Source organism: Psychrobacter sp. UBA6766 (assembly GCF_002453355.1).
Taxonomy (GTDB): Bacteria; Pseudomonadota; Gammaproteobacteria; order Pseudomonadales; family Moraxellaceae; genus Psychrobacter.
Map to the genome: position 1 here is coordinate 1 of NZ_DKGQ01000053.1, position 13,151 is coordinate 13,151.

Annotated in this window: 12 protein-coding genes and 1 tRNA gene; 9 read left to right on the forward strand and 4 right to left on the reverse strand. The window is 43.8% G+C overall.

The window, feature by feature from the left end:
- Positions 1-257 precede the first annotated feature (257 nt).
- The 8 genes from kdsA (at position 258) to B4K26_RS11870 (ending at position 8,655) form a co-directional block, all read left to right on the forward strand.
- Entirely contained in the window at positions 258-1,133 is an 876-nt protein-coding gene (kdsA, locus tag B4K26_RS11835; protein WP_296245728.1) for a 3-deoxy-8-phosphooctulonate synthase, read from the forward strand.
- Positions 1,134-1,160: 27 nt separating this feature from the next.
- Positions 1,161-1,415, forward strand: a complete 255-nt coding sequence (locus B4K26_RS11840) for a heavy-metal-associated domain-containing protein (RefSeq protein WP_296245729.1) — start codon at positions 1,161-1,163, stop codon at positions 1,413-1,415.
- Positions 1,416-1,700: 285 nt separating this feature from the next.
- On the forward strand, positions 1,701-1,925 hold the full coding sequence (locus tag B4K26_RS11845) for a heavy-metal-associated domain-containing protein (RefSeq protein ID WP_296245730.1): 225 nt from the start codon (positions 1,701-1,703) through the stop codon (positions 1,923-1,925).
- A 306-nt stretch (positions 1,926-2,231) separates the two neighbouring features.
- Entirely contained in the window at positions 2,232-4,580 is a 2,349-nt protein-coding gene (locus B4K26_RS11850) for a heavy metal translocating P-type ATPase (protein ID WP_296245731.1), read from the forward strand.
- Between the two features lie 332 nt (positions 4,581-4,912).
- Entirely contained in the window at positions 4,913-6,229 is a 1,317-nt protein-coding gene (gene eno, locus B4K26_RS11855) for a phosphopyruvate hydratase (RefSeq protein ID WP_296245732.1), read from the forward strand.
- Between the two features lie 133 nt (positions 6,230-6,362).
- A complete protein-coding gene (locus tag B4K26_RS11860) occupies positions 6,363-6,671 on the forward strand; it encodes an FtsB family cell division protein (protein ID WP_296245735.1) in 309 nt (102 codons plus the stop codon).
- 130 nt (positions 6,672-6,801) lie between these two features.
- Positions 6,802-7,602 carry a 2-C-methyl-D-erythritol 4-phosphate cytidylyltransferase gene (gene ispD / locus B4K26_RS11865; protein WP_296245736.1) on the forward strand — a complete coding sequence of 267 codons (801 nt, stop codon included), beginning with the start codon at positions 6,802-6,804 and terminating at the stop codon, positions 7,600-7,602.
- Between the two features lie 429 nt (positions 7,603-8,031).
- Positions 8,032-8,655 (forward strand): BLUF domain-containing protein, encoded by a 624-nt coding sequence (locus tag B4K26_RS11870; protein ID WP_296245737.1) that lies wholly within the window; start codon positions 8,032-8,034, stop codon positions 8,653-8,655.
- 249 nt (positions 8,656-8,904) lie between these two features.
- Here B4K26_RS11870 and B4K26_RS11875 read toward each other — a convergent pair.
- The 4 genes from B4K26_RS11875 to pyrC form a co-directional block, all read right to left on the reverse strand.
- Positions 8,905-8,980, reverse strand: a tRNA-Glu gene (locus B4K26_RS11875).
- Between the two features lie 52 nt (positions 8,981-9,032).
- The gene (locus tag B4K26_RS11880; protein ID WP_296236846.1) at positions 9,033-9,230 is read right to left on the reverse strand and encodes a hypothetical protein; all 198 of its coding nucleotides are present in this window, start codon (positions 9,228-9,230) and stop codon (positions 9,033-9,035) included.
- A 102-nt stretch (positions 9,231-9,332) separates the two neighbouring features.
- The gene (gene rnt, locus B4K26_RS11885; protein ID WP_296245751.1) at positions 9,333-10,025 is read right to left on the reverse strand and encodes a ribonuclease T; all 693 of its coding nucleotides are present in this window, start codon (positions 10,023-10,025) and stop codon (positions 9,333-9,335) included.
- A 310-nt stretch (positions 10,026-10,335) separates the two neighbouring features.
- The gene (gene pyrC / locus B4K26_RS11890) at positions 10,336-11,406 is read right to left on the reverse strand and encodes a dihydroorotase (RefSeq protein ID WP_296245738.1); all 1,071 of its coding nucleotides are present in this window, start codon (positions 11,404-11,406) and stop codon (positions 10,336-10,338) included.
- Positions 11,407-11,770: 364 nt separating this feature from the next.
- Between pyrC and B4K26_RS11895 the strand changes: the two genes are divergently transcribed.
- A complete protein-coding gene (locus B4K26_RS11895) occupies positions 11,771-13,009 on the forward strand; it encodes an argininosuccinate synthase (RefSeq protein WP_296245739.1) in 1,239 nt (412 codons plus the stop codon).
- The last annotated feature ends 142 nt before the right edge of the window (positions 13,010-13,151 follow it).

Below are 13,151 nucleotides of genomic sequence, written 5' to 3' on the forward strand. Positions count from 1 at the left end.
CAAGTTTCGGGGGTCAGTTCATCTACGGATTGGTCTTTTTTTAGTTTAATTAAGTCTTTTAATAACTGTTTTTACTAAGATATTTTTAACAAGACAGTCTTTTTATTTATTAGGTAGTGGGATCAGTTAACTGTAGTTACGCCTAATTACGCTTGGATGCTTTTTTTCATTGGTCTATCGGTTACAATATGAAAGAATCATATTAATAAACACTCTTCATAATCACAGCTAATAACAATAATGAGGGTCAGCACTTCATGGATAACCTATTAACCGCGCAATCACATATTCAGCTTACGACGCCAAAAGGCAGTACCATCAATATTGGTAATGACCAACCGTTTGTATTATTCGGCGGTATGAACGTCTTAGAATCCAAAGAGATGGCGTTTGAGATTGCCGAACAGTATGTCGAAATATGCGAGCGTTTGGGCATCGGTTATGTCTTCAAAGCCAGCTTTGATAAAGCCAACCGTTCAAGCCTGCATTCTTATCGTGGTCCTGGATTAGAGCAAGGTATCGATTGGCTAGGGCAAATTAAAGAAAAGTTTCAAGTGCCGATTATCACGGACGTTCATGAGCCCTATCAAGCAGCGCCAGTTGCCGAAGTTGCAGATATCATTCAGCTGCCAGCGTTTTTATCGCGTCAGACCGATTTGGTCCATGCGATGGCGAAAACCGATGCGATTATTAATATTAAAAAAGCGCAGTTTTTAGCGCCACATGAGATGCGTCATATTGTTAACAAGTGTCTTGAGGCCGGTAACGATAAGCTGATTTTGTGCGAGCGCGGTAGTGCCTTTGGCTATAACAATCTGGTTGTGGATATGCTAGGTTTTGATACCATGAAACAGATGGATATGCCGGTATTTTTTGATGTGACGCACAGTTTGCAGCAGCCGGGCGCGCGAAGTGATAGTGCTGGTGGCCGCCGCGAGCAAATCACAACGCTTGCACGCGCGGGAATAGCAACGGGCTTAGCAGGGTTATTTTTAGAGGCCCATCCAAACCCAGAGAATGCAAAATGTGATGGTCCATGTGCATTAAGAACCAGTCAGTTAGAACCATTTTTGCGTCAGCTTAAGCAGATAGATGAGTTGGTTAAAGGCTTTGAGGTATTGGATACGCATTAATGAGATAAATCATAAGAGGGTAAGATAATGGCGATGAAAATGGCACAAGTAAGTATCGAAAATATCGATGATGCTGAAGGGTTTGAGGGCGTCATGACGGCGCTAAAAAACATCACAGGCGTCACAGAAATCAAGCTACAGCCTGATAACAGAATGGCATTTATACATTATGATGATACCAAAACAACGGTTCACGCGTTTGTCGCGGCAATCAGCATGGTTGATTATGTTACCCAGCCGTTTCCTATCGATGCGCCGCAAAACCCGCGTTATCATGATTAATTTTGGATTGCTGTTTTTACGGTAAGATTTTTTAATGGTCAATATTTAACAATTCAGGTTTGAATAGTTAATACTTTATTAACAGTCAAGGCTTAAAAAATACTTGAATAAACAGTGTCTTAATAAGGTTATAACCAAATGAACTTGTGGTTAGCCCTGTTTCAACTTATGCTGGTTTCATGCTGTATTTATAAACAGACGTATAAAGACAATTATAAAAGCAGTTTTTGTAAACTATCGAATATTCATTAATAAAAACTCAGTTACAAGAACAAGGAGATTTCCATGGCAAACCAAACTCGAATTATTAACATTGATGGCATGACTTGTGGCGGCTGTGTGGCAAGCGTACATAAAGCGACTGACGGCATTGACGGCGTAGAGACAATCTCTGTTGATTTGGCTGATAACTTAGCGACCGTGACCTTTGATGACAGCAAAACCACTATTGAGGCGATTGCCACTGCTATCGATGATGCAGGTTTCGATGCAACCGTTGCAAATTCTTGATACTATTCGCATTTATAAAAAAACCGGCTATTATGGCTGGTTTTTTTAATGTCTAAAAAATGATGAGGTAAGCATGAATATCCGATTTCTATTTAGGCGCCAATACGTCTTAATGGGTCGAATTAATAGAAAAAGTTGAATTACCGTTAATTATAACCATTTAATACTTATCTCAGGATAGTTAGAGAATTCCTCTTCAAGTACGCTTTTTTCTAATATTTTTATCAAGCCATTGAGCTTTTTGTGCCTGCTCAAACGAATCTATAAACGCTATAACGCGCTATAACACAAAAGCGAGTTCTACTTATGAATGACGTTACCCGTACCGTTAATGATGACTCCTATAAGGTTGAGACCGATATCCAGTTAAATACACCGCTTACGCCGCAGCGCGCGCATTTACAGCTGGCGATTGACGGGATGACGTGTCAGGCCTGTGCGTCACGAATTGAAAAAGTCCTCAATAAGAAGCCCGCGGTTTATGAAGTAAACGTGAACTTCGCAGGCGAGACCGCCAATGTCGATTATGATCCAACGCAAACCACACCTGAGCAGGTCGCAGAATGGGTAAATAAAACGGGTTTTGTGGCTAATATACAAGCAGCAGACAGTCTATTTGCTAAGACAGATGAAGATACAACAGCCGAGTATCCGTGGCGTTTGATGGGATTATGGGTTTGTTTGCTGCCGTTTTTGGTCGGTATGGTAGGTATGCTCGTTGGACAAGGTATGGCGTGGATGCCACCCGTTTGGGTTCAGTTTATACTCGCGACCATTGTACAATTTGGCTTAGCGTTGCCATTTTATAAAAGCGCTTGGGCGTCCATCAAAGGCGGCCTTGCCAATATGGATGTGCTGGTTGTCATCGGTACGGTCACCATTTGGGCGTATTCTACTTATTTATGGCTGACGCACGGCGATGGTACTTTAAATAGCTTATTGCAAAGTGATCATGCAGGCGGAAACAGTCCCGCTGTTTATTTTGAAGCAGGAGTGATGGTCATCGCTTTTGTGCGTACGGGTAAATATCTTGAAGAGCGTACCAAAAAGCACAGCTTAAATAGTATTGATTTATTATTATCTTTAACGCCTGATGAGGTTGAGCAGCAACAGCCAAATGGCGACTTTCATAATGTCGCGCTACAAGAGGTGCAAGTAGGTGATATGTTGCGTGCCAAACAAGGCAGCCGCGTGGCAACCGATGGTGTCGTTATCGATGGTAGTGGTTGGTGTGTGGAGAGTCATCTAACGGGCGAGTCGGTACCGCTTAAAAAAGAAGAGGGCGATGATCTGCTAGCAGGGGCGTTGGTCGAAAACGGCAGTTTGTTATACCGCGTACGAGCGAAAGGCAGTGATACGAAGCTTGGCGATATGGTACAAGCCCTCAGCGACGCCCAAGGCTCAAAAGCTGACTTGGCACGTTTGGCCGATAGAGTAACGGCAATATTCGTCCCAGTCGTAGTGGCGATTGCTTTGGTCACCTTTGGGTTGACGTGGTGGCTCACGGGCATGGTCGACACGGCTTTAATGCATGCGGTGTCGGTATTGGTCATTGCTTGCCCCTGTGCACTTGGATTGGCCACGCCAGCGGCTATCATGGCCGGAATGGGGGTCGCCGCGCGTCATGGCGTTTGGTTTAAAGATGCGCAAAGCCTAGAGGCGGCAGGTAATATAGATACGGTGGTGCTCGATAAAACGGGAACTTTGACCATTGGTAAGCCTACTATCGTCGATCAAGTGATGGTGGATAAATCGCTTGCGGTCGATGATGTCTTGCAGATTGCTGCAAGCGTTGAGGCGCATGCTAGCCATCCATTAGCAACGGCATTGATTAGTGCAGCCGTCGAACGCAACTTACCGCTGATGAACGTCACTGATATTAGCGTCGTTAAAGGTGCAGGTATTCAAGCCAATATCGCAGGGCTAGGCGTTGTAAAAGTCGGTACTGCAGAGTTTGCCAATTTAACGCTACCAAAGCTGATGCCAAAAGTATGGCAAATTGCTAGTACTGTAGCCATTAGTATTAACGATGAGCCCTTGGGAGCGTTTGCCCTTGCTGATGACTTAAAAGACGATACGCCGCAAGCGATTACAGCGTTACAAGATGCGGGTATCAATGTCATCTTAATGAGTGGTGATAAGCAGTCGGTCGTTGATCATGTGGCAGGACAGTTGGGTACCGAGCAAGCATATGGCAAAATGAGCCCTCGTGATAAGGCCAGCCAAATTGCCGTACTACAAACCGCTGGTCATAAAGTGGCGATGGCGGGAGATGGCGTTAATGATGCGCCAGCGATGGCAACCGCCGATGCCAGTTTTGCGATGTTTGAAGGCACCGATGTCGCCCAGCATAGTGCTTCTGCGCGCTTAATGGGCGAGTCGCTGATGCATATTGATGCGGCGCAAAAGATTGCTCAAGCAACGCTGCGTAATATCAAGCAAAATCTATTCTTTGCCTTTATCTATAATTGTCTGGGTATTCCGCTCGCTGCGTTTGGCTTCTTAAACCCTATGATTGCTGCGGCGGCGATGGCGCTTAGCTCTATTTCTGTATTGATGAATGCGCTACGTCTGACGCGATTTAAAACGAAAGTTGAGCTAAATAACGCAGTATCTCATTCTCGTACGGGCGGCGAGCGATTAACAAAAGCCTAAAGGTGAAGTAAAGGTAAAGCCACATGCCTAGCGCAGGCGCTAAAACGTTTCGTTAATAGCAGTTGATATTGCTGTCTATATTTGATTTTATGGCCGCAAGTTGCTGTAAGAGCAGGGAAGTTTGGCAAAATTTATGCTATGATGCCAAGCACGATAGCTGAGGCTTATAGTATTCCATAAGCCTTTACGATGCACAAAGCTGGTCCGCGATATAAGTGGGAAGATTGGTTTTGGCATAGCCGCTATACGATATTTTGCTTTACCTTTTTTGTATTCTAGTTGCCGTTATTTATCCCATACACTTGGCATGACCAAAGGAATTAACAGACATTATGTACGCTGAAGAAACCACCAACGTCGCCGCAATTAAAGACATTCGCGCTCGTGAGATTTTGGACTCGCGCGGTAACCCAACGATTGAAGCCGACGTAATCTTAGCTGATGGCACTATCGGACGTGCTGCTGCCCCAAGTGGCGCATCAACTGGCTCACGTGAAGCGCTTGAGCTGCGTGACGGCGACAAAGATCGCTACATGGGTAAAGGTGTCAAAAAAGCCGTTGCTAACGTGAATAGCCAGATTCGCAGTGCGCTTATGGACAAAGAAGTCACTGAGCAGCAAGCTATTGATGACGCGATGATTGCGCTTGATGGTACCGAAAACAAAGATAACCTTGGCGCAAATGCCATGCTAGCAGTGTCACTTGCGACGGCTAAAGCTGCTGCTAAATCTCAAAGCCTGCCACTGCATCAATACATTGCAAACTTACGCAATCAGACGTCTTTGACGATGCCTGTCCCAATGATGAATATCTTAAACGGTGGTGAGCACGCGGATAATACCGTTGATATTCAAGAGTTTATGATTGAGCCCGTTGGTTTCACCAGTTTCTCAGAAGCACTACGTGCGGGAACGGAGATTTTCCACAGCTTAAAATCAGTTCTCAAGTCACAGGGCTTAAATACAGCAGTCGGTGATGAAGGCGGCTTTGCGCCAAACCTGCGTAGTAATGAAGAAGCCATTACCGTTATCATGCAAGCGATTGAGCAAGTTGGCTACAAAGCTGGCGAAGATATTTATCTAGCGTTAGACTGCGCGGCCAGTGAGTTTTATAAAAATGGTCAATATATCTTGGCAGGCGAAGGTAACAAATCCTTTGATAGCCAAGGATTCTCAGATTACCTCGTAGGATTGACGCGTCAATATCCTATTATCTCTATCGAAGACGGTCTTGATGAGTCAGATTGGGATGGCTGGAAGTATTTAACTGAGCAAATCGGTGATAAAGTCCAATTGGTTGGCGATGATTTATTTGTGACCAACCCTGCTATCTTGCAAGAAGGCATTGATAAACATATTGCTAATGCGATTTTGATCAAGTTTAATCAGATTGGTACTTTATCAGAAACCTTAGATGCGATTTATCTGGCGAAGAGAAATGGCTATGCGACGATTATCTCGCATCGTTCAGGTGAAACAGAGGACAGCACCATTGCAGATTTAGCCGTTGGAACTGCTGCTGGTCAGATTAAAACTGGTTCACTATGCCGCTCAGATCGCGTTGCTAAATACAATCAGCTATTGCGTATCGAGCAACAAGTACGCGCAAGCTACCGTGGCCGTGAAGAGTTTATCGGTCTACGTGGCTAATTAGCTCAGCAGCTAAGAAATTAGGCTTAAAGCTCGCGATATATCGTCATCAATACGATGATATATCGCTTAATGGGCCTATCTGATCTTTAATTTTAAATATTGTCTCTCTACCGTTTGGCGTGATCCCTTTATGAAATACTTTAGCCAATTTATCCTCCTTGCTTTAGCGGTTGCCGTGCTTTTGGGACTGCAATATCAATATTGGTTGGGCGAAAACGGACATTTTGAGCATAGTAAATTGCTGTCGCAGATTGATGAGCAGCAACGCTTAAATGACAATCAAATGGCGGCAAATAACTTATTACGTACCGATGTTCATGACTTAAAAACGGGACTTGAGGCGGTAGAAGAACACGCGCGTTTGGATTTGGGCTTGATTAAGCCAAATGAAACCTTTGTACAAGTATCAACCGCGCCAACGACGCACAGCCGTTATTGATTTTAACTACGCCCATTTAACTTCGCCGAGATAAACGGTTATCTATAGTTTGTTCTGTTTATATCTGAACTACGTCTCCTTTTAACCTTCCTTTCTATCCAACCCAGTCATATTATCATGGAATCTGACCATGAGTATTACCCAAAACTATCCTATGAACACCACCCTTCATATCCATGCCATGATCGTCGCTGCGGGTCGCGGTAGCCGTTTTGGTGCAACCGTTGCTAAGCAATATACCTTGCTGCAAGGGCAGACATTGCTACAGCGTAGCGTGGCACGTCTTGCTAGTAGTGCTTATATTGATAAATGCTTATTAGTGGTGGCAGAAGATGACAATACGGCGCAGGCGCTTGATTTTGCCCTACCTATCCAATATACGAATGGCGGAGCAGAGCGTTGGCAGTCGGTCTTGGCTGGAGTCGAGGCGATTGTTGGTGCAGGGGCACAAGATTCAGATTTGGTACTTATTCATGATGCTGCGCGCCCTGCTGTACCCAGCCAAGACATCGATCAGGTCATTGAAGCGGCGATGCACGAGCCTTATGGCGCTATCTTAGCGACGCCAGTTGCTGATACGCTAAAGCAGTCCTATACGGCATCCTACAAACACGCTAGCGCTGATTCTGAGCATAGCAATGCCTGTAAAGACAATAATGATGCATATTCTTATATCAAACAAACGCTTGAGCGTAGTAATGTGTGGCAAGCGCAAACGCCGCAAGTATTTCGCTTAGGTCAGTTGCGAGAAGTCTTGGCTTACGTTGATAAACACAATCTGGTTATCACCGATGAAGCAAGCGCGTTTGAGTGTTTAAAGCTGCCAATACGCCTTATCACGGGTAGTCGCCACAATATTAAACTCACTTATCCTGATGATGCTATCTTACTTAGCGCTATTCTTTCCGCGCAGTCTAAATCATCCTCCTAACTATTCTAAAATGTTCTAAAGCATTTTGTGCTTTCTTATCCCTATTTTTTATTTTCATGATGTCTCTATAAACCTTAAAGCTCAGAGTTAAGGCTGAGCAATCTGTTGCACCCAATTTCTGCCAATATTTTTTACCACTTTTTTAAGTGACTCATTGAATAACTAAACGAGCAATTTATGCAATATTGCGAATATAAATGAAGCTAAATCGCAGGTTGGTATTAATAAGTCATTATTTAATATAAAGAAATATTGCTTTGATGACTAAATTAGCCTATGATGTAACCAACTTAATACAATTAATATAAACATTTATAAATCAATAATATAGCAAGCGGATTTATTGTCTTCAAACGTCTTGTCACTATATTTTTTCTAAATTTAGTATAGTTGTCTTAGTACATATATCTAATAATAGGGAGAAGCTGCTTGTCAACAATCAATGATTCGACAAATCCAGTAACGCCGGATCTCTGCCAGCTCGTATATCTGAGCCATATTACGTCGACTGGTCTTGCAAGTGCAAGTACGCTCAATGACATCGCAGAGGTCGCGATTGAGCGAAATCAAGCCGATAATATTACAGGTATCCTTTGCTACGGCAATGGCTACTTTTTTCAGTGTGTGGAAGGTTCTGAGCAAGCACTCACCAATCTTAAAAATCGCTTGTTGGTAGACGACAGGCACAAAGATTTAAAAATATTGGATTTTTCGGCGATTCCTGAGCGCCGTTTTGCCGCTTGGTCGTTACGTTCGATTACGCTTGAGCGTTGGATGATGAATGAGCCTAAGCTCAAAGCCTTTATGCCGTTTAAGCCCGACGCTTGGGAGCTTAATGAATGGCGGCAGTTTTTAGATATTCTGCAAGGCTATTATGAAGAACAAGAAAGAACCGGAGCGCTTGATACTCAGCCGATAAAATACAACACGCTAGGGGTAACCTTGGGAAAAGTAGTCGGACAGCACCAAGCCTTTTTCTTAATTCAAACCATACTAGGCGGCTTGATAGTATTGGCGCTGCTTTGGTTGATGTTAGCCGATAAGATTTGGTAGGTTATCTCAAATAATCAAATCCATATATCTAAAAAGCCAGCATAAATTGCTGGCTTTTTGCTGCGATAAAATCACTATAAAGTGCTTTCCTTTTAATCATAAGAACCGATGATTTAATAACTAATGGTTAATGACAAATAGACAAGCATAAAAAAACCCACTCACAAAAACGTGAATGGGTTTTGCTGGTGTGCTTAGTAGTCTTATTGATGCTTTTCAGCAAACTTGCTAATAAGTGACGCCAAATAGTGGCGTCCCCAGGGGGATTCGAACCCCCGTTACCGCCGTGAAAGGGCGGTGTCCTAGGCCTCTAGACGATGGGGACTAGTAACAACGCTTCAGCTGCTTTCACCATTAATGCTGAAGTGGTGCGTATTTTAATGGCGACCGCGTCTGCTGTCAAGCCTTTTTCTACGTCTTTTTAAAATTAAATATCTTTTTTTGAGTGCGCGGCGTGGATGCAGGTCATTACGCTTTAAATGATGCCGAATCCATAACGACGTACAAGCGCTAATGGTCAACGCCAGTAGCATGTAACCGATAATGGTTGCCCATAACTTAAACTGTGGTTCCATAGCAAAGTCCCTCTTGTTAAGCTCAAATAATCCATAACAGGTCATTGACTATAAATAACACTATTGTTTGAGTTTAACAATGTAGAGGACGTATGCTTTATTTTACTTGGTAGCGTTAGCGCCGCTGGTATTGTTTACGCTTTCTGACTCATCCTCTGCTAACAAATTATCCTGCTCATCATGCATGGCGTTCGCCAGCATTGGGTAGTGATTGAGAATATAACAAAACAGCTCGGCGGTCTTTTGGGTATCGTAGAGTGCTGAATGAGCGTCATTACCATCAAAATCAAGTCCTGCGGCTTTACAAGCACGGGCTAGCACCGTCTGTCCAAATGCGAGCGCCGAGAGCGTCACCGTATCAAAAACTGAGAAGTTATGAAATGGGTTGTGACTTTTACTATTGGTACGCAGTACCGCCGCATTTAAAAATGCCAAGTCAAAATGGGCGTTATGACCGATGAGCACGCATTGACGGCAGTCTTCAGCGCGGCGGACTTCTTTTAGACCTTTAAAAATACGGCGTAGCGCAGTTTTTTCATCTTCCGCAATGGCTTTACGAAGTGGATTGTTAGGATCAATGCCAGTAAAGGCAAGCGCGCTTGGCTCGAGATTGGCGCCTTCAAAAGGTTCAATATGAGCGTTAAAAGCCTCGCCTGGATAAAACACGCCCTGCCCATCAAGCAGCACAGGAATACAAGCAATCTCTAGTAAAGCATCCGTTTGCGCATTAAAGCCGGCCGTTTCGACATCGACGACGACGGGCAAAAACTTACGAAAACGCTCTTTTAAGCGCATGGGTACTTGGTCGTCTGCGGCGTTATCGCTATTAGCAGTATTGCTTGGCGCACTATTAAGACGATTATTGGTCGCATTGGCCAAATCGTGTAAGGCGGCATGGTTTTGAGTGGTCATATCAAGTTAAATCGCTTTTATCAGTCGTGCTGTGGTATTGAAGTAAATAAAAAACACACATCCTATGATACGAAATAATACGAATTTTGCCCTTGCTAAGAATATTAGCAGTCTTTAGCAAAGAAGCTTTTCCTATCATAGGGTATGAGACAGAGGCAGACAGTTTTGCGTCGTCGCTGTCAAGCTTTAGCCGTTAGTCTTTAATGGACCAAGGTAACGTCTCGCCAGCCATCAATGGCGTTAACGACGAGCCATCAAAGTATGGATAGTTGGTCGGTACTTGCATCGGTGCATTTATTAGAGTGATGGTACTTTCGTTCACTGGCAGCCCATAGAATTGAGCGCCAAAACGGCTCGCAAACCCTTCTAATTTATCTATTTTTCCCACGCTATCAAACGCTGTAGCGTATAACGGTAGCGCAGTGGCGGCACTATAGCAGCCAGCACAGCCACAAGTGGCTTCTTTTTTATCCGTCGCATGAGGCGCAGAGTCTGTCCCCAAAAAGAATTTTGGATTGCCGCTAGTGGCGACATCTAGTAATACTTTTTGATGGCTTTCACGCTTGAGAATAGGCAAACAGTAAAAATGCGGCTTAATACCACCGACCAATAAATGATTGCGGTTAAACATCAGATGCTGCGGCGTAATCGTGGCAGCAATTTGGTTGCCTTGTTCTAAGACAAAGTCAGCAGCGTTACTGGTGGTGATATGCTCCATCACAATTTTCATGGTGGGGAATTTAGCAATAATTTGTGCCAATACTTCGTCTAAAAAGCGCTTTTCACGATCAAAAATGTCGACATGGTCTTGTGTGACTTCGCCGTGTAGCAATAGAGGCAGATTATATTTTTCCAATGCTTCAAAGACATCGACACAGGCATTGATATCGGTGACGCCGTCAGCAGAGTTGGTCGTTGCGCCAGCAGGATAGAGCTTAACCGCTTGCACGATACCTGATTTTGCCGCCATTTCGATATCGTGGGCGGTAGTGTTATCAGTAAGGTATAGCGTCATGCGTGGGTCAAAGGCCGCTTTACGCTCTGCGCTCAAATCGCTCGCTTCTAAATGCTGCATAATTCGCGCCCGATAGGCTTGGGCATCATCGACATTTTTTACAGGGGGCGCAAGGTTTGGCATACAGATGATGCGGTTAAAGCTTTGCGCGGCGTGAGGAACGGTAGTTGCTAACGCCTTATCGTCGCGCAAATGAATATGCCAATCATCTGGCTGCAGGATGGTTAATTCTCTAATCGAATCGGTCATAGTGTCATCGCGCTCTATATCTTTATACGGGAGAAAAAGGGAGTGTTGCTGAGCTGCTATCATAACAGATTTGCCTACTTGACTAAATATGTGGCCTTACTAAATATGCGGCCCAGTATTTTACATAAATGGTATCTGTACATAAATGCTGAGTAATTTTGCTCATAAGTTAGCAACACTATTTATCAATGAACGCCAATAGTCAGTGAAAACCTAATACCGAATGGCGCTGATACTTTTTCCACTAGTAAATATGATGTACACTGAGCAGGCAATCTATCTTTTATTGATTTCATCCCATCCTTCGCATTTTTATTTCCCATTAAATGTATTCGACAATAAATGCTGATATTAGGAGTTATTCATGGCTCAGCTTGATCCAAAAAATATTAATAAAATCGTCTTGGCTTATTCCGGCGGTCTTGACACTTCAATCATCGCCAGGTGGCTACAAGAAACCTATGATGCAGAAGTGATTACTTTCACCGCTGATATTGGTCAAGGTGAAGAAGTTGAGCCAGCACGCGCCAAAGCTGAAGCCATGGGTATCAAGCATATCCATATCGAAGACTTACGTGAAGAGTTTGCCCGCGATTATGTATTCCCAATGTTCCGCGCCAATGCCATTTATGAGGGTGAATATCTGTTAGGGACTTCTATCGCGCGTCCCTTGATTGCCAAGCGTTTGGTTGAGATTGCTAAAGAGCACAACGCCGATGCCATCAGTCATGGTGCAACCGGTAAAGGTAATGATCAAGTACGTTTTGAGCTTGGCGCCGTTGCGTTATCTCCTGATGTGGTTACCATTGCGCCATGGCGTGAATGGGATTTATCAAGCCGTGAAAGCTTGATGGCATATGCCAAAGAACATAATATCGCTATTGATTATGCGGGTAATAAGAAAAAATCGCCATATTCAATGGATGCCAATTTACTGCACATCTCTTATGAAGGTGGTATTTTAGAAGATCCATACGCCGAAGCAGAAGACGATATGTGGCGCTGGTCAGTAAGCCCAGAAGAAGCGCCTGACGAAGCACAATATTTAGAATTAGAATACCAAAAAGGTGATATCGTTGCTATCGACGGTGAAGCACTTAAGCCTTATGAAGTGATGATTAAGCTAAATGAGCTTGGCGGCAAGCATGGTATTGGCCGCTTAGATATCGTCGAAAACCGTTATGTTGGTATGAAGTCACGTGGCTGCTACGAGACGCCAGCTGGTACGATTATGCTAAAGGCGCACCGCGGAATTGAATCCTTGACACTGGATCGTGAAGCGGCACATCTAAAAGATGAGCTGATGCCACGTTATGCTAAAATTATTTATAATGGCTATTGGTTCAGCCCTGAGCGCATGATGCTACAAGCGTTGATTGACAAATCACAAGAATATGTCAACGGTACCGTACGCGTGAAGCTATATAAAGGTAGCGTTAGTGTCGTCGGTCGAAAGTCAGATGATTCATTATTTGATGAAAAAATTGCCACTTTTGAAGATGATGCGGGCGCTTACGATCAAAAAGACGCCGAAGGTTTTATTCGCTTAAATGGCCTACGTTTGGCGATTGAAGCCAGCCGTGGTCGTGATTTATCAAAGTAAGTATAATTTGCTATAGTCATTGCGATATAAAAACGATACGTTAATAGTCACGTGCGACTGGTACAAATTCTCCTTGCTCGCTGTTATCACAGAGGCGACGAAAAATTCATCCCAGTCGCACTATATCGATTTTAAAGTCCGT

Bases quoted from the DNA above. Each gene is read 5' to 3' on its own strand.
- kdsA (WP_296245728.1), top strand. From the start codon at position 258: ATGGATAACCTATTAACCGCGCAATCACATATTCAGCTTACGACGCCA.
- B4K26_RS11840 (WP_296245729.1), top strand. From the start codon at position 1,161: ATGGCGATGAAAATGGCACAAGTAAGTATCGAAAATATCGATGATGCT.
- B4K26_RS11845 (WP_296245730.1), top strand. From the start codon at position 1,701: ATGGCAAACCAAACTCGAATTATTAACATTGATGGCATGACTTGTGGC.
- B4K26_RS11850 (WP_296245731.1), top strand. From the start codon at position 2,232: ATGAATGACGTTACCCGTACCGTTAATGATGACTCCTATAAGGTTGAG.
- eno (WP_296245732.1), top strand. From the start codon at position 4,913: ATGTACGCTGAAGAAACCACCAACGTCGCCGCAATTAAAGACATTCGC.
- B4K26_RS11860 (WP_296245735.1), top strand. From the start codon at position 6,363: ATGAAATACTTTAGCCAATTTATCCTCCTTGCTTTAGCGGTTGCCGTG.
- ispD (WP_296245736.1), top strand. From the start codon at position 6,802: ATGAGTATTACCCAAAACTATCCTATGAACACCACCCTTCATATCCAT.
- B4K26_RS11880 (WP_296236846.1), bottom strand. From the start codon at position 9,230: ATGGAACCACAGTTTAAGTTATGGGCAACCATTATCGGTTACATGCTA.
- rnt (WP_296245751.1), bottom strand. From the start codon at position 10,025: ATGCGCTTAAAAGAGCGTTTTCGTAAGTTTTTGCCCGTCGTCGTCGAT.
- pyrC (WP_296245738.1), bottom strand. From the start codon at position 11,406: ATGACCGATTCGATTAGAGAATTAACCATCCTGCAGCCAGATGATTGG.
- B4K26_RS11895 (WP_296245739.1), top strand. From the start codon at position 11,771: ATGGCTCAGCTTGATCCAAAAAATATTAATAAAATCGTCTTGGCTTAT.